The sequence below is a fragment of the Nonomuraea purpurea genome (assembly GCF_042650645.1).
Lineage (GTDB): Bacteria > Actinomycetota > Actinomycetes > Streptosporangiales > Streptosporangiaceae > Nonomuraea > Nonomuraea purpurea.
On sequence record NZ_JBHSBI010000004.1, the window covers coordinates 283,334 to 298,368 of the forward strand.

Consider the following 15,035-nt stretch of genomic DNA (forward strand, 5'->3'; position numbering starts at 1 on the left):
GGGGCAACCCGATCGGGGTCGCCATCGAGGTGTGGCGCGACGCATCGTCGCGGCCGGGAACCCGGCAGGGGTGGGAGAGCCGGAGGACGGCGCGAGGGTGGGGGACAGTGTGATCCCGCCGACGCCAGGTCGGGAGTCGACCGGCTGCCGGCGGGTCAGGGGTCTCGGTCCGGTGGGCTCAGCCCGCGCCCGACCGAGCCGGCCGCCCAGAAAACACCGGGCGGCTACCGCGGTTCAGCGCTCGTCGTTGCGACGGCGCCAGCGTTCTTCCATACGTTCCATGAACGTGCCCCGGTTGCCTCCCCGGCGGGCCTGCTTGCCCGGGGGCACGGCGGCACCGGGGGTGCGGCCGGAGTCACCGAACCCGTTCATGCGTTTCCAACTGGACAGGCCCCACAGACACGCGGCGAGCATGACCACGAAACCGCCGACGCCGAGCCAGATCAGGCTCATGACCACGCCGACCATCATGATGACGACGCCGAGACCAAAGCCGATGGAGGCCTTGACCAGGCGACGCTTGTAATGGCTGCGTGGGTCGCTGATCCTTACGGTGTTGGCCCACTTCGGGTCCTCGGCGTAGAGGGCCTGCTCGATCTGTTCGAGCAAGCGCTGCTCGTGCTCAGAGAGCGGCACGGCGCCTCCCAAGGACGGCCCCAGGACGGGGAAGACGGCAACGGACGACACGGGGTGTCCGAACCTCGCGGTCGGTTATCCCCAGAATACGAGGCTGTAGACGTAGGCGAAAGCAAACGTCCAACGCAGACCAAACCGGAGGTGACGTCATGGCTCTATTGTGGCCCATCTCGCCCCCCTTCCCCCAAAATCGTGACATTGACGCACCACAAAATCCGGACATCGACGTCATGTCTCTACCTCATCAAGCTTGCCACGAACAAGCGACGCAGGGAGCACCGCATCGGGACCGAATCTCCGGATCGCCTTGTCCATCGCCTGCTCGGCCTCCCGCCAACCGGTCTCCCGCTCCCCCAGACCGAGTTGCCGGGTGGCTTCGCCGGCGGGACGGAGGTTCTCCATCCGCACGCCGACCAGCCGCAACCGCACCCGTTCGAGACCGGCCGCCTGGAACAGCTCACAGGCCGTGGCGTAGATCACCTGGGCCACGTCGGTCGGCTCGCGCAGGGTACGTGAGCGGTTGATCGTGGTGAAATCGGCGCGGCGAAGCTTCACACTTACAGTTCTTCCCACGTGACCGCCCTTACGCATCCTGGCGGCCACCCGCTCCGACAGACGCAGCAGCTCACGCCTGATCACTTCGGGGTCGTCGACGTCCGTCGCGAACGTCTCCTCGTTGCCGATGCTCTTGTCGGGCACGTGGGCGCTCACCGACCGCTCGTCGCGCCCCCAGGCCAGCTCCGCCAGGTGGCCGCCCACAGCCTGCCCGAGCTCGCGCTGCAGCGTCGTGGCAGGCACCCTGGCCAGGTCTCCGACGGTACGGATGCCGAGCCGTACGAGGGACTGCTCGGTACGCTCGCCGACCCCCCACAGCGCCGACACCGGCAGCGGATGGAGGAAGTCGACGACCTGGTCGGCGGGCACCACGAGCAGGCCGTCGGGCTTGCACTGCTTGGATGCCAGTTTTGCCACGAATTTGCTGCTGGCCACGCCGACGGAGCACGTGATGCCGTAACGGTCGAGGACCTGCTCCCTGATCAAGGCGGCGACGGCGGCGGGCGGGCCGAGCCTGCGCCTGGCGCCGCCGACGTCGAGGAACGCCTCGTCGGAGGCGATGGGCTCGACCAGCGGGGTGATCGTGTGGAAGATCTCCATGACGCCCTTGGAGACCTCTGAGTACTTGCCGTGGCTGGGCGGGATGATCTCGGCCTGCGGGCAGAGCCTGCGCGCCCTGCTCATCGGCATCGCCGAGTGCACGCCGAAGGCCCTGGCCTCGTAGGTGGCGCTGAGCACGACGCCGCGGCCCGCGGGCGAGCCCACGATCACCGGCCGGCCGCGCAGCTCGGGACGGTCGAGCAGCTCGACGCTGGCGTAGAAGGCGTCCATGTCGACGTGGAGGATCGGGCAGCCGCTGTCATCGACCCCGGTACGCGGAGCGGGGCCGATGCCGGTGATCTGCTTGCGAGACACGCAGCCGATTCTATCCGAACAGGGGTTCTATACCCAGGGGGACGGCCACCTCAGCTCCTGTGCCCGAGGACGTGGAGCTGCGTGGCGATGTCGCGCAGCACGGGGTGGGTCGCGGCGACCTGTTCGAGCGCCACCATGGCCTCGGCGGCGCCGGGCTCCCCGTCGACGAGCCTGCTCGGCACCAGGTCGGCGAAGACCCGCACACCGTGGACGGCGCCGATGGCGAACCCGGTCGCCGACAGCAGCTCGACGAGCGTCTCGGCGGCGAAACGCCGCGGCGTGGGGTCGCGATCGCCCCAGGTGCCGCCGGGGTCGTCCAGGACGGCCCTGGCCTCGTCGAAGTGGCCGATGAGCGCGCGGTGGATGGCGCTGGCGACCGGGTTGGCGGCCAGCACGCTCACCGCGCCGCCCCTGCGCAGCACCCCCGCGACGGCGGTCAGCGCGCTGATCGGGTCTTCGACGTATTCGAGCACGCTGTGGCAGAGCACCAGGTCGGCGCTGTCGCGGCTGAGCAGCTCGCCCAGGTCGGCGGCGTCGCCCTGCAGACCCCGGACGGCCACCCCCTGCTCCTTGGCGCGGCGCTCCAGCGCGGCCAGCGAGTCGGGGCTCGGATCGACGACGGTGACGTTGTGGCCCAGCAGGGCCAGCGGCACGGCGAACCCGCCGGTACCGCCGCCGGCGTCGACGATGTCGATCGCCTCGCGGCCGGTCACCGCCGTCCGCTCGGCCAGCATGGCCCGCAACGCGTCCCAGACCACGGCGGTCCGCACCGCCGGGGCCCTCGTGACGCCTTCAGCACGCAACGTCGGCTCGCCTCCCTCTGTCTCGCGAACGCGCACCTCGCGAACGGCTCTGTCCGCGAGTTCGCGCGCGGCCTTCGCCGACGCCCCACCGCGGACGGCCCCAGCCTACGCCGTGCGCGTCGCCGCCCGCCTCCCCACCGGCCAGAACGCTCGAAACCCTGCCCGGCGCTCAGCCCGTCCGGTCCTCGAACGCGGCCGCCAGCCTCTTCGGCGCACGCAGCAGCCACGCGTCCGTGAGCAACTCGCCCATCTCCCGGGCGTCCACCGCCCCGAACCGCACCAGCACGATGGCGTGCCCGTCGTAATGCGGGGTGGTGAAGAACGCGCCGGGCTCGGCCGCGATCAGCTCGGCTTTCTCCTCTTCGCCGGCCACCGGCAGCACCAGCACGTCGCCCTCCTCACGAACCCGGGCGAACCACTTGTTTCGCACGTAGAAGGCGGGCGTGCCGTACATGGTCTTCTCGCTCGTCTCGGGCAGCCTCAGCGCGATCTCGCGCACGTCGTCCTCGGTCACCATGCACACGATGCTCACACGAAACGGCGCGTGCATGAAAAGGGGCGCGTCGCGGCTGGTGACGCGCCACTTCTCCAAGGGCGAGATGCGCCTCGCGATGATTGGAACGTACCCCGAACAGGCGGTGCCGCCCCTCCAAAAAGGGTGTCTAAAGGGTGAGGCTTGGCTTGAGTTGCTTGAAGCGGGCCAGCAGGCCGTTGATGAACTGGGGAGACTCGTCGGTCGACAGCTCTCCCGCCAGGTGCACCCACTCGCTGATGACCACGCCCTCAGGCACGTCGGGTATCCACAGCAGCTCGTAGGTGCCGCCACGCAGCAGATTACGGTCGACCGCGGGCATGCGGTCGAGCGTCCACCCCTCGGCGTAGGTGGTGATCAGCTCATCGATGCGCGCGTGGTGCCTGGCGACGCCCTCGACGAGGGTCGAGGTGTACTCGTTGACCGGCGGCTCCCGCCGCTCCACGCGCTCGGCGAGGATCTTCAGCGGATCCTCGCCGCGCAACTCGGCCTCGAAGAGAATGTCGAGCGCCCGCCTGCGTGCTTTGCCGCGTGCCGACACCTCAGGCCCGGCCGAGGTATTCGCCGCTGCGGGTGTCGACCTTGACCTTCTCGCCGGTGGTGATGAACAGCGGGACCTTGATCTCGGCGCCGGTCTCCAGCGTGGCGGGCTTGGTGCCGCCGGTGGAGCGGTCGCCCTGCAGGCCGGGCTCGGTGATGGAGATGGTCAGCTCGACGGCGGCGGGCAGGTCGACGTAGAGCGCGGAGCCCTCGTTGAACGCCACCGTGGCCAGGGTGTTCTCCAGCATGTAGTTGGCGGCGGTGCCGACCGTGCCCGCGGGCACGTTGACCATGTCGTAGGTCTCGGTGTCCATGAACACGAAGTCGTCGCCGTCCTTGTAGGAGAACTGCATCTCGCGCTTGTCGACGTTGGCCACGTCGACCTTGACGCCGGCGTTGAAGGTCTTGTCGACGACCTTGCCCGACAGGACGTTCTTGAGCTTGGTGCGCACGAACGCGCCGCCCTTGCCGGGCTTGACGTGCTGGAACTCGACCACGCTCCAGAGCTCACCGCCGTCGAGCTTCAGCACGATGCCGTTCTTGAGGTCGTTGGTCGTCGCCACTCGTTCTTCTCCCGCGTGCGGCCGCTCTAAAGGGCGAGCAGCTCCTTGGTCGTCTTCGTGAGAGTTCCGGCCCGCGCTCACGTGTCACGAGGATGCCCTCGATGCCTCCGCCGCGTGTCAGCGCCGCGGACCCGCCCCGGCCCGGCTGTCAACCCCCAGGCTCAACGGTGATCGGAACTCGATCCTCTAGTCTACCGGTCCGCGAGGGGCTCAGGAACGGCACCGCGCGGATCTCCCGGCCGCCTAATCGTCGTCGCCCCAATCCCCCTTCTTACCCGGCCCCGCGGGCATGCCGGACGGGAGCCGCCAGTCGCCCATCATCTCGGCCAGCGGCCCGGTGCTGCCCATGTCGCCCTTCTCCTGCGCCTTGCGCAGGTCGCGGTAGACGCCGGAGATCTCCTTGATCGTCGAGTCGACCTCCCCTTCCTGGAACTTCCTGCCGGCCTTCCTGATCTTGTCGCGCGCCTTGGCGGCCACCGACGGGTTGATCTGCCCCATGCTCTGCTGGTACGTCAGCGCCGCGTCGAACTGCTCCAGCCACCTGCCCCACCCGCCGGTCGGGACCGCCTCGCCGAGCAGGGTGCCCTTGGGGGCGGCCGTCTCGCGCAGCAACGTCGGGTCGGGCCCGGTGGTGACCGCGGTCTCCGGAGAGGTCTCGATCAGGGAGGGCGGCGAGGGCGAGACGGCGAAGGACGTCGTGTCCAAGGGCGTCGGCGTGGGCGCGGCCGCGCGCTCGTCACCCGCGCCCGCCATCAGCACCATGCCCACGGTCACCGCCGCGATGACCGCCACGGCCGCGCCGAGCTGCAGGAACAGCTTGCGGTTGGAGGAGGCCGCCGGCTCGATGTCGCCCGCCTGGTAGATCGCGGTGTCACCGGCCCGCGCGCCCCCACCGGGCCCGCCGAGCGGCAGCACCTCGGTCGCCCCGCGCCCGCCACCGGGCCCACCACCGGGCCCGGCCGGGAAGTGACCGGCCTGAGAGGGCCTGGCCTGGGTGGGGCCGGTCGGCGCGGTCGAGAGGCCGCCGTCCCGCAGGGAGACGCCCGTCACGGGCGCGGCGGCCGGGTTGGCGCGGGGCCTGGCGATGGCCGCCAGCGACCGCCTGATCGCCTCGCCGCTGGCCGGCCGCTTGGCGGGAGCCTCGGAGATCATGGCCAGCACCAGCCGGTCCAGCTCCGGCGACACCTCGGGCCTGAACGCGCTGGGCGGCGCGGGCGCCGAACCCTGCTCGCCGTCGAAGGGCAGCCGCCCGGTGAGCAGCTCGTAGCAGACGCATCCCAGCGAATAGAGATCCCCGGACGCCTCGGCGGCCCCTCCGGCGGCCCGTTCCGGCGCCGCGTACCGTCCGTCGCCCGACGGCGCGCTGCGCGCGTCCATCCCGAACCCGACGACCTTGAGCACCCCGCTGCCCGCCCGCCGGAAACTGTCGGGGTCCACCCGTCCGTGCACGATCCCGGCGCGGTGGGCCGCGTCGAGGCCCGCGGCCGCCTGGCCGACGAGGTCGCAGATCTCCACGACGTTCATGGGCCCCTGCGCGGCGGCCCGTTCCTCGCCGAGGCTGAGCCCCGTCAGGTGCTCCATCACCAGGAACGGCGCCCCGTCCTGCTCACCGACGTCCAGGACCATGGCCACGTTCGGGTGGATCACCCGGGCCACGGCCTGGGCGTGCTGCCTGAGCACCTCCCGGGTGGCGGCCCCCGCGGCCTTCGCGCCGAGCACCTTCACGGCCACGACCCAGTCGGCCCGTGTGTCGTACCCCCGCCACACCTCGCCCATCGGCCCGGCGCCGATGCGCTCGTCGAGCCGGTACCGGTCTGCGACCAAGGACGGCGTCGTGTCGGACATATCCCCGCCAATTACTCGAAGTCACGATTCCGACCCACCATAGGGCCCCGCGGCCCCCGGTCGCCCGCCATCCCGCACAGCCGGCGCTGGACATAACGACTTTCGTTATTTACGATTATCGATATGCGAACACCATGGATCACCAGACTCGAAATCCTGCTGAGCATCGCGCTCGTCCTCGGCTGCCTGGGCGCCCTGGGCGGTTTGCTGATGAGCGTCGTGATCGCCTTCTTCGACGTGCCCAACGGCATCGGCATCCCGCTGCGCGTCTTCGACGTGCCGACGGGAGGCATGGCCGCGGACGGGGCGCTGATCGACAGCGCGAGCGCCGAGGTGACGATCCGCCCCGGCGGCGCCGCGCCGCTTGCGGCCCTGCTCTTCCTGCTGATGTGGGCGCCGGCCACGGCGACGGGCCTGATGGCGCTGTTCACGCTGGTCCGCGCGCTGCACAGGGCGCGCCTTGGCGACAGGGCGCTGTTCTCGGCCGCGACGGCGGGCGATCTGCGCTGGCTCGGCTGGATTCTGATCGGGGGCTCGCTCGCGTCGGCCGCGATCGGGATGGTCGCGGAGGCCATACTCTCCTCCATGCTGCTGACCACGAGCTACCCCATCTACATGCCGCCGGGCACGCTGCTCTGGGCCGCCGTCGCGGGGGTCGCCGCGCTGAGCGTGTCGGAGATCGTCCGCCGGGGCGTCGCCCTGCTCGAAGAGGTCGAGGCCACCATCTGATGGCGGAGCACGGCATCCGGGTGCGGCTGGACGAGCTGCTCCTGGAGCGCGGGATGACGCTCACCGAGCTGTCGCACCGCGTGGAGATCACCGTGGTCAACCTGTCGATCCTGAAGAACGGGCACGCCAAGGCGATCCGCTTCTCGACTCTGTCGCGCCTGTGCGAGGCGCTGGGCTGCCAACCGGGCGACCTGCTGGCCTATGAGCAGGTCGCCCAGGAAACGCCCGATCCGGCCGGGTAGGCCGCCCGCTCAGGCGGGGACGGGCGCGGGACGTACGGCGGGGGCGTCGTCGAGCGACTGGGGCGGCGCGTCGAAGACGGCCTCGTCCAGGCGGCCCTCCGAGCGCGCCACCAGGACGGGCACCACCATCTGGCCTGTCACGTTGGTCGCGGTGCGGATCATGTCCAGGATGGGGTCGATCGCCAGCAACAGCCCGACGCCCTCAAGGGGCAGCCCCAGCGTGCTGAGCGTGAGCGTCAGCATGACGACCGCGCCGGTCAGGCCGGCCGTGGCCGCCGAGCCGACCACCGAGACGAACGCGATCAGCAGGTAGTCGCCGACCCCGAGCTGGACGCCGAACACCTGGGCCACGAAGATCGCGGCCAGCGCCGGGTAGACGGAGGCGCAGCCGTCCATCTTGGTCGTGGCCCCGAACGGCACCGCGAAGGAGGCGTAGTCGCGGTCCACGCCGTTGCGCTCGATCGTCACCCGCTGCGTCAGCGGCAGGGTGCCGACCGACGAGCGCGAGACGAAGGCCAGCTCGATCGCCGGCCAGGCGTTGCGGTAGAACGTGACGGGGTTGACCTTGCCCCAGACCGCCAGCAGCGTCGGGTAGACGGCCAGCAGCACGATGAGGCAGCCGGCGTAGACGCCGGCGCTGAGCTTGGCCAGCGGGGCCAGCAGGTCCCAGCCGTAGGTGGAGACGGCCTTGCCGATCAGGCCGGCCGTGCCGATGGGCGCCAGCCTGATGACCCACCACAATGCCTTCTGGACCAGCTCCAGGACGGAACGGGCGAGGTTCAGGAACGGCTCGGCCTTCTCGCCCACCGCCAGCGCCGCGGCGCCGAGGACGACCCCCAGGAAGACGATCTGGAGGACGTTCACCTCGGTGAAGGCGGTGACGACGTTCGCGGGCAGGATGCCGGTGACGAAGTCGAGCCAGGTGCCGGCGCCCTCGGTGTCGACGGCCTTGGCCGCGCCGGTGTCGAGGGTGACGCCCTGGCCGGGGTTGATGATCAGGCCGAGCCCGATGGCGAACGCCACGGAGACGAAGGCGGTGACGAGGAACCACAGCAGCGTCTTGGAGGCGAGCCTGGCTGCGCCGTTGACGTTGCGCAGGTTGGCCACGCTGACCAGCACGGCGGTGAACACCAGGGGCGGCACGGCGAGTTTGAGCAGTTGGACGAAGAGCTGGCCGACGCGGGTCAGCGTCTCGGCCAGCCAGGCCACGTCCCAGATCTTGGCGACGAACCCGAGCGCGATGCCGGCGGCGAGCCCGAGCAGCAGTTGCAGGGAGAACGAGAATCTCTTCACGAGGAGGAAGCTCCGATTTCACGGCATGCGTGACCGGCCCGGGGCCTTGGAGGCTCCCGGGATGCGGTACGGGGCACGCCTGAGTGAGGGGTGGACGGACGCGGGCGGTGGTCAGCGACAGAGCGATCCGTGCAAGCGGCACAGATCGATGTGCAGCCGCTCAACGAGCCACACGAACACCGGAGAAAACCTCACGAGCTCCAACAACACCCGTCAAACCGGGCGCATTTCACCAAAGGGCGTGATCTAGGCCACTATGTCCTTGATCTTCTCGATGAGCCGGACGCGCTCCTCGTGCGTCCTGGCGATGGGCGTCACGTTCAGCGTGCTCACCCCCGACTCCCGCAGCGCCCGCACGCGGTCGCGGACGAACCCCTCGCTGCCGACCAGCGACATCTTCTCCAGCAACTCGGCGGGGACCAGCGCCGCCGCCTCCTCCTTCTTGCCCTCCAGGTAGAGGTCCTGGATCCGCTCGGCCTCCTTCTCATAGCCGTAGCGCCTGGCCAGGTTGTTGTAGAAGTTCTTGCCCTTGGCGCCCATGCCGCCGATGTACAGGGCCGCCATCGGCCGCCCGAGCTCCAGCAGCCCCGCCACGTCGTCGCCGATCGCCAGCGTCGCCTGCGCGATCACGTCGAGCTCGCCCAGCTCGGGGTCGCGCTTGGCGCGGCCGGCCGCCAGCGAGGCGCCCCACACGTCGGCGGCCTTCTCCGGGACGTAGAAGATGGGCTGCCAGCCCTCGGCCAGCTCGGCGGCCAGCTCGACGTTCTTGGGGCCGATGGCGGCGACCACGATCGGGATGCGGGAGCGGACGGGATGGTTGATGATCTTCAAGGGCTTGCCGAGCCCGGTGCCCTGCTCCGGCGGGAGCGGCACCGTGTAGTGGCGGCCCTCGTGCCGCAGGCGCTCACGCCGCCACACCGTGCGGCAGATCTCGATGACCTCCCGCATGCGGCCGAGCGGCGCGGTGTACGGCACCCCGTGGAATCCCTCGATCACCTGCGGCCCCGAAGCGCCGAGGCCGAGCGTGAAACGCCCGTCGGAGACGTAGTCCATGCCCGCCGCCGTCATCGCCAGCAGCGCCGGCGTGCGCGAGTAGATCGGCAGGATGCCCGAGGCGATCTCGAGCCGCTCGGTCTTGGCCGCGAGGTAGCCCATCTGGCTCACCGCGTCGAAGCTGTAGGCCTCGGGGACGAAGACGATGTCCAGCCCGGCCTTCTCGTAGTCGCCCAGCTCAGCCGCGGCTCCCTTGAAGTCGCCCGAATAGTTGAGTGCCATCCCGATGCGCATGCCTGGCTCCCGCTCAACCGAATGATGTTCCGTTCGAATGCCGACAGGTTATCGCGTCGGCGTGTCGGGCCATGAGCCGCTAGCCTGGGGCAGGTGCTGAGTCGGGTCGTCGTCATCGTGTCCGTCGTCGTGGCCGCGGGCCTGGCGGGGCACCAACTGGTCCCGGCGTTCGGCGGGTTCACTCCGGTGATGGAGAGCCTGCTGCCGTGGGCGGGGCTGCTCGTCCCGGTGCTGCTGCTGGGCGCCGCGCTGGCACGTTCCACCGTCGCCGCCGTCGCGGCGCTGGTGCCCGGCGTGGTGTGGGCGCTCATGTTCGGCTCCATCATGTTCCGCCAGCCGCCCGGCGGCCCCAGCGACCTGGCCGTCGGCACGGTCAACGTGGGCGTGCGCAACAGCGCGTCCGGCGAGGCGGTGCGGCAGATCGCCAAAGACCTCGACCTGCTGGCCGCCCAAGAGCTGACCAGCGGCGGGCCCGCGGCCAAACAGCTCAACAAGATGTTCAAGTACCACTACCCGGTCAGCACGGTCGGCCTGTGGAGCCGCTACCCGATCAGCCAGACCCAGCCGCTCGACGTCGGCATGGGCTGGCCGAGGGCGCTGCGCGCGGTGATCAACACGCCCAAGGGCAAGGTGACCGTCTACGTCATGCACCTGGCCTCCGCCAGGCCGGGCCACACGACCTCGCGCGACGCCTCGCTCGCGCAGGCGCGCAAGCTCATCGACGACGACTCCAGCAAGCGCATCCTGCTGCTCGGCGACCTCAACACCGCCACGACCGACCGGGGCATGCAGGGGCTGACCCCGCCGTTGACCGACGCGCAGAGCGTGGCGGGCGACGGGTTCGGGTTCACCTGGCCGTCGGAGTTCCCGGTCACCCGTCCCGACCACATCCTGTACAAGGGCATGACGGCGACCAAGGCGGGCGTGGCCCCCGCGACCGGCAGCGACCACCGGGCGGCCATCGCCTCACTCCGGCTGTAGCAGCGCGAGGTCCTCGGGCGTGTCGATGTCGGCGGGGTCGCCGAACTCGTCGCACGGCACCTCGGTGACCAGCTCGCGATGCGCCTTCAGGTACGGCCGCGCGCCGACGTCGCCCACGGCCAGCTCGCTCACCCCGGCGAAGTGCTCGCGGGCGATCAGCACGGGGTTCCTGCGCCGCCCGCCGTAGGTGGCGACCGCCAGCCCGCCGTCCGCCGCGATCAGGGCCCGCACCGCGCCCGGCCTGATCAGCGGCTGGTCGACCAGCGCGACGACCACGCACTCCGCCTCCTCCGGCAGCGCCCGCAGGCCGACGCGCAGGGACGAGCCCATGCCGGAGGCCCAGTCGGGGTTGCGCACGCTCACGGCCCCGCGCACCTGGACGGTGGCCGCGCCCAGCACGACGACGACGGGGTGACAACCGCCGTCCTCCAGCAGCCGCACGCCGCGGTCGACGAGCCGCTCGCCCTCGTACTCGAGCAGGGCCTTGGGCGTGCCCAACCGGCTGCCCCGCCCCGCGGCCAGCAGCAGCCCCGCCACCCGTGCGCCCCTCATGGCGCCTCGTGGTGGATGCGGCCCTCGGTGCTGGACAGCGGCCGGCCCGTGCCGCCCCAGCGGAGCTGGATCAGCTCGGCGGCGATCGACACAGCCGTCTCCTCGGGGGTGCGCGCGCCGAGGTCGAGTCCGATGGGCGAGCGCAGCCTGGACAGCTCGGCCTCGGTGAGCCCGGCCTCGCGCAAGCGCGCCATGCGATCGTCGTGGGTGCGGCGCGAGCCCATGGCGCCCACGTAGCCGGCCTCGGTGCGCAGGGCCACCTCCAGCAGCGGCACGTCGAACTTGGGGTCGTGGGTGAGCACGCAGATCACCGTACGCTCGTCCACCTGAACGGAGGCCAGATAGTTGTGAGGCCACTTGACCACCACCTCGTCGGCGTCGGGGAAACGCTTGGAGGTGGCGAAGACCGGCCGAGCGTCGCAGACCGTGACGTGATAGCCCAGGAACTTGCCCACCCTGGCCACGGCGGCGGCGAAGTCGATCGCGCCGAAGACCAGCATGCGCGGCGGCGGCGCGAACGACTGCACGAACACCGCCAGGTCGTCCAGCCGCCGCTCCCCCTGGCCGCCGTAGTGCCTGATGCCGGTCAGGCCCTGGGCGAGCATGCCGCGCGCGTCGTCGTCGACGGCCTCGTCGAGGCGGTCGAGGCCGAGACCGCCGGACGAGCGGTCCTGCCAGATGATCCTGCGGGTGCCGACCTCGCCGGGCCCCGAGATGATGGTGGCGACCGCGACCGGCTCGTGGGCCTCCACGGAGGCCGCGATCTCCCCCAGTTCGGGGAAGGTCTCGATCGAGATCGGCTCGACGAGGATGTCGATGATGCCGCCGCAGGTGAGGCCGACGGCGAAGGCGTCGTCGTCGCTGACGCCGTACCTCTGCAGGACGGGCGTGCCGACCTCGGCGGCCAGCTCGAACACCGCACCCTCGACGCACCCGCCCGACACGCTGCCGACCACCTCGTCGCCGTGCACCGCCATGGCCGCGCCCGGCGGCCGGGGCGCGCTGCTCCACGTGCCGACGACCGTCGCCAGCCCGAACCTGAGCCCGGACCTCCACCAGCGCATGATCTCCGGCAGCACGTCACGCATGGGCGAGCCTTTCGCTGAGTTGCTCGTAAGCGGCCAGGCTGTGCCCGGCCACCAGGTCGTCAAGGTAGGGCAGGGCGGCCCGCATACCTCCCGTGAGGGGCTGATAATCCTCATACCCCTTGTGCGGGTTGACCCAGATCACCCGGTGCGCCTGCCTGGCGAGCCTGGCCATCTGCGTGCCCAGGAGCGCTGGATCGCCGCGTTCCCACCCGTCAGAGGCGATCACCGCGATCACCCCTCTGGCGCTGTAACGGGCCAGATATTCCTTGAGTTCCTCGCCCAGCCTGGTGCCGCCGCTCCAGTCGGGCACGGCCTTGGACACCTCGTTCAGCGCGGTGCCGGGGTCTCTGTGCCGCAGCTCGGCCGTGATCGGGGTGAGCCGGGTGCCGACCGAGAACACCCTGGTGGCTCTGGGCTCGCTCCTGACCAGCGCGTGGGCGAAGCGCAGGAGCGTCTCGGCGTAAGGGGCCATCGAGCCGCTGACGTCCACGAACAGCACGACCATGCGCGGCCTGGTGGTGTGCCTGCGGCGCCGCAGGCGGGCGACCTCGCCCTTCCTGAGCGCCTCACGGATGGTGCGGCGCTGGTCCAGCACGCCCCTGTGGGCGCTCTCGAACCGGCGCGAACGGCGCCGCGCCCGGCCGCCGCTCAGCATGGCCAGCATCCGGTGCACCTCGGCCCGCTCGGCCTCGCTCAGCGTGGCCACGTCGCGGTGCCGCAGCACCTCGGCCCGGCTGGCCGTGGCGGGGGCGGCCGTCCCGTCGTCCTGACCGCTCCCGTCGTCCTCGCGATCGTCGGCGGCCAGGTGCCGGGTGAGGCTCGTGGTGCTCCTGCGGGTCTCGGCCGCCCGCCGGCCGCCGAAGAACGCGGCGAAGCACCGGTCGTAGCGCGGCAGGTCGTCCGGTGTGGCGCACAGCGTCAGCCGTCCGGCCCAGTAGACGCCGCCCGGGTCGGTGACGTCGAGGTGGTCCAGCGCCTTGAGCAGGTTCTGGGTGCGCTCGTGGTCGGCCGCGACGCCCGCCGCCCGCAACGTCCTGGCGAACCCCGTCATGGTGGCGGCCAGCTCATCCATGCGTCAGCAGTCCGTTGCCCAGCACGGTCGCCACGTCCTCGCGGTACTTCAGCGCCGCCCCCAGCGTGGCCGCGGCCCGGCCGGGGTCGAGCTCCTTGGCGCCCAGCGTCAGCAGCGCCTCCGTCCAGTCGAGCGTCTCGGCCACGCCGGGCGGCTTGACCAGATCGGCCCGCCGCAGCCGCTCGGCCGCCCGCGCCACCTGCGTGGCCAGCGTCTCGGTGCAGCCGGGCAGGCGGCGCAGCAGGATGGCGACCTCGCGCTCGAAGCTCGGGTGCTCCAGCCAGTGGTACAGGCAGCGCCGCTTGAGCGCGTCGTGCACCTCCCGCGTGCGGTTGGAGGTCACCACGACCACCGGCGGCGTGGCCGCCCTGACGGTGCCCAGCTCGGGGATCGAGATCGTGAAGTCGGACAGCACCTCCAGCAGGAACGCCTCGAACTCGTCGTCGGCCCGGTCGATCTCATCCACCAGCAGCACGCTGGGCTGGGTCTCGACGGCCTTCAGCAGCGGCCTGGCGATCAGGAAACGCCGGTCGTAGATCTCCCCTTCGAGCCTGCTCACGTCGGTGATCCCGGCGGCCTCGGCGGCTTTGAGGTGCAGGAGCTGGCGGGCGAAGTCCCAGTCGTACAGGGCCTGGGCCGCATCGAGCCCCTCGTAGCACTGGAGCCTGATCAGCGGCGCTTCGAGCAGCGCCGCCAGGGTCTTGGCCAGCTCGGTCTTCCCGACCCCCGCCTCCCCTTCCAGGAACAGCGGCCGCCCCATCTTCAACGCCAGGAAGGCGGCCGTGGCCAGCCCTTCGTCGGCCAGGTAGGCGTGCCGGTCGAGGAGCTCGATGAGCTTGTCGGGCGACTCGATGTCCATTGCCTTGATTGTCCGCCGCAGCACGCTACCCAGGTTACGTCGATACCCGGTTCGACGACATTCTCCCTCCGCCGACCGTTCTTCGGCTAATCCTCGCGGGCTTCCCCGCGTTCCCTGATCAACGCGGCCAGTTCGGCCGTGGCCTGGCGTGCGCGGGGCTTCTCCGAGCCCTGGATCCCCATGGCCCCGATGGTGCGGCCGTCCGAGAAGTCGATCTTCGGCCACGGGTCTCCGACCAGCAGCGTGACGTCGAGGATCTCCGGCCAGGTGTAGCGGTGGGTGCGGACGGCGTTGACGATCGTGATGCCCTCATCGTCGGCCTCCACCCGCACCCGTCCCAGCAGATGCAGCACGAACGCCACCGCGCACCCGAACAGCACGATCGCCACCCGGTCCGGCAGTTTGAACGGCTCGGAGATGAAGATCGCCATGACCACCGCCCCCGCCACGATCAGTACGGCGAAGCCGTAAGGGACGATCCTTCCCCGGCGCGGACGCCAGGTGACGGGCAAGGGCGGAGGCGTTACGGGCACTGGCACGAAG

At 70.8% G+C, this 15,035-nt stretch carries 18 protein-coding genes; 3 read left to right on the top strand and 15 right to left on the bottom strand.

Annotation, left to right across the window (positions count from 1 at the left end; genetic code table 11):
- Positions 1-234: 234 nt before the first annotated feature.
- From ACFOY2_RS10165 to ACFOY2_RS10195, 7 genes are all read right to left on the bottom strand, one after another.
- Positions 235-636 carry a DUF3040 domain-containing protein gene (locus ACFOY2_RS10165; RefSeq protein ID WP_379527702.1) on the bottom strand — a complete coding sequence of 134 codons (402 nt, stop codon included), beginning with the start codon at positions 634-636 and terminating at the stop codon, positions 235-237.
- Between the two features lie 228 nt (positions 637-864).
- The gene (dinB, locus tag ACFOY2_RS10170; protein WP_379527703.1) at positions 865-2,106 is read right to left on the bottom strand and encodes a DNA polymerase IV; all 1,242 of its coding nucleotides are present in this window, start codon (positions 2,104-2,106) and stop codon (positions 865-867) included.
- A gap of 50 nt (positions 2,107-2,156) precedes the next feature.
- On the bottom strand, positions 2,157-2,840 hold the full coding sequence (locus ACFOY2_RS10175; protein WP_379527887.1) for a methyltransferase domain-containing protein: 684 nt from the start codon (positions 2,838-2,840) through the stop codon (positions 2,157-2,159).
- A gap of 238 nt (positions 2,841-3,078) precedes the next feature.
- On the bottom strand, positions 3,079-3,426 hold the full coding sequence (locus ACFOY2_RS10180) for an MmcQ/YjbR family DNA-binding protein (protein ID WP_379527704.1): 348 nt from the start codon (positions 3,424-3,426) through the stop codon (positions 3,079-3,081).
- A 145-nt stretch (positions 3,427-3,571) separates the two neighbouring features.
- Positions 3,572-3,982: a transcription antitermination factor NusB gene (gene nusB, locus ACFOY2_RS10185; RefSeq protein WP_379527705.1), complete on the bottom strand. Its 411-nt coding sequence runs from the start codon at positions 3,980-3,982 to the stop codon at positions 3,572-3,574.
- 1 nt (position 3,983) lies between these two features.
- On the bottom strand, positions 3,984-4,544 hold the full coding sequence (efp, locus tag ACFOY2_RS10190; RefSeq protein ID WP_379527706.1) for an elongation factor P: 561 nt from the start codon (positions 4,542-4,544) through the stop codon (positions 3,984-3,986).
- 243 nt (positions 4,545-4,787) lie between these two features.
- Positions 4,788-6,368, bottom strand: coding sequence for a serine/threonine-protein kinase (locus ACFOY2_RS10195; protein ID WP_379527707.1), 1,581 nt, complete (start codon positions 6,366-6,368; stop codon positions 4,788-4,790).
- 144 nt (positions 6,369-6,512) lie between these two features.
- Between ACFOY2_RS10195 and ACFOY2_RS10200 the strand changes: the two genes are divergently transcribed.
- Positions 6,513-7,118, top strand: coding sequence for a DUF2975 domain-containing protein (locus ACFOY2_RS10200; protein WP_379527708.1), 606 nt, complete (start codon positions 6,513-6,515; stop codon positions 7,116-7,118).
- Positions 7,118-7,360, top strand: coding sequence for a helix-turn-helix domain-containing protein (locus ACFOY2_RS10205; protein ID WP_379527709.1), 243 nt, complete (start codon positions 7,118-7,120; stop codon positions 7,358-7,360). The genes ACFOY2_RS10200 and ACFOY2_RS10205 overlap by 1 nt, the downstream gene beginning before the upstream one ends.
- 9 nt (positions 7,361-7,369) lie before the next feature.
- Here the strand turns inward: ACFOY2_RS10205 and ACFOY2_RS10210 are convergent, their stop codons facing one another.
- The 3 genes from ACFOY2_RS10210 to ACFOY2_RS10220 all read right to left on the bottom strand — a co-directional run bounded on the left by ACFOY2_RS10210 (position 7,370) and on the right by ACFOY2_RS10220 (position 9,940).
- Complete coding sequence (locus ACFOY2_RS10210) at positions 7,370-8,653, bottom strand: dicarboxylate/amino acid:cation symporter (protein ID WP_379527710.1); 1,284 nt, start codon at positions 8,651-8,653, stop codon at positions 7,370-7,372.
- 111 nt (positions 8,654-8,764) lie between these two features.
- Positions 8,765-8,863, bottom strand: coding sequence for a putative leader peptide (locus ACFOY2_RS10215; RefSeq protein ID WP_379527711.1), 99 nt, complete (start codon positions 8,861-8,863; stop codon positions 8,765-8,767).
- A 36-nt stretch (positions 8,864-8,899) separates the two neighbouring features.
- Positions 8,900-9,940, bottom strand: a complete 1,041-nt coding sequence (locus ACFOY2_RS10220; RefSeq protein WP_379527712.1) for an LLM class F420-dependent oxidoreductase — start codon at positions 9,938-9,940, stop codon at positions 8,900-8,902.
- Positions 9,941-10,033: 93 nt separating this feature from the next.
- Here ACFOY2_RS10220 and ACFOY2_RS10225 point away from each other — a divergent pair, with 93 nt between their 5' ends.
- Complete coding sequence (locus ACFOY2_RS10225) at positions 10,034-10,921, top strand: endonuclease/exonuclease/phosphatase family protein (protein WP_379527713.1); 888 nt, start codon at positions 10,034-10,036, stop codon at positions 10,919-10,921.
- On the opposite strand, the gene ACFOY2_RS10230 is transcribed toward ACFOY2_RS10225, so the two are convergent.
- The 5 genes from ACFOY2_RS10230 to ACFOY2_RS10250 all read right to left on the bottom strand — a co-directional run bounded on the left by ACFOY2_RS10230 (position 10,907) and on the right by ACFOY2_RS10250 (position 15,031).
- A complete protein-coding gene (locus tag ACFOY2_RS10230) occupies positions 10,907-11,473 on the bottom strand; it encodes a nucleotidyltransferase family protein (protein WP_379527714.1) in 567 nt (188 codons plus the stop codon). The genes ACFOY2_RS10225 and ACFOY2_RS10230 overlap by 15 nt on opposite strands.
- A complete protein-coding gene (locus tag ACFOY2_RS10235) occupies positions 11,470-12,561 on the bottom strand; it encodes an XdhC family protein (RefSeq protein WP_379527715.1) in 1,092 nt (363 codons plus the stop codon). The genes ACFOY2_RS10230 and ACFOY2_RS10235 overlap by 4 nt, the downstream gene beginning before the upstream one ends.
- Complete coding sequence (locus ACFOY2_RS10240) at positions 12,554-13,633, bottom strand: vWA domain-containing protein (protein WP_379527716.1); 1,080 nt, start codon at positions 13,631-13,633, stop codon at positions 12,554-12,556. Before ACFOY2_RS10240 ends, ACFOY2_RS10235 begins: the two co-directional genes overlap by 8 nt.
- On the bottom strand, positions 13,626-14,492 hold the full coding sequence (locus tag ACFOY2_RS10245) for an AAA family ATPase (RefSeq protein WP_379527888.1): 867 nt from the start codon (positions 14,490-14,492) through the stop codon (positions 13,626-13,628). Before ACFOY2_RS10245 ends, ACFOY2_RS10240 begins: the two co-directional genes overlap by 8 nt.
- Before the next feature lie 86 nt (positions 14,493-14,578).
- On the bottom strand, positions 14,579-15,031 hold the full coding sequence (locus ACFOY2_RS10250; RefSeq protein WP_379527717.1) for a PH domain-containing protein: 453 nt from the start codon (positions 15,029-15,031) through the stop codon (positions 14,579-14,581).
- Positions 15,032-15,035 lie beyond the last annotated feature (4 nt).

Bases quoted from the DNA above. Each gene is read 5' to 3' on its own strand.
- ACFOY2_RS10175 (WP_379527887.1), bottom strand. From the start codon at position 2,840: ATGCTGGCCGAGCGGACGGCGGTGACCGGCCGCGAGGCGATCGACATC.
- ACFOY2_RS10180 (WP_379527704.1), bottom strand. From the start codon at position 3,426: ATGGTGACCGAGGACGACGTGCGCGAGATCGCGCTGAGGCTGCCCGAG.
- ACFOY2_RS10200 (WP_379527708.1), top strand. From the start codon at position 6,513: ATGCGAACACCATGGATCACCAGACTCGAAATCCTGCTGAGCATCGCG.
- ACFOY2_RS10205 (WP_379527709.1), top strand. From the start codon at position 7,118: ATGGCGGAGCACGGCATCCGGGTGCGGCTGGACGAGCTGCTCCTGGAG.
- ACFOY2_RS10220 (WP_379527712.1), bottom strand. From the start codon at position 9,940: ATGCGCATCGGGATGGCACTCAACTATTCGGGCGACTTCAAGGGAGCC.
- ACFOY2_RS10230 (WP_379527714.1), bottom strand. From the start codon at position 11,473: ATGAGGGGCGCACGGGTGGCGGGGCTGCTGCTGGCCGCGGGGCGGGGC.
- ACFOY2_RS10235 (WP_379527715.1), bottom strand. From the start codon at position 12,561: ATGCGTGACGTGCTGCCGGAGATCATGCGCTGGTGGAGGTCCGGGCTC.
- ACFOY2_RS10240 (WP_379527716.1), bottom strand. From the start codon at position 13,633: ATGGATGAGCTGGCCGCCACCATGACGGGGTTCGCCAGGACGTTGCGG.
- ACFOY2_RS10245 (WP_379527888.1), bottom strand. From the start codon at position 14,492: ATGGACATCGAGTCGCCCGACAAGCTCATCGAGCTCCTCGACCGGCAC.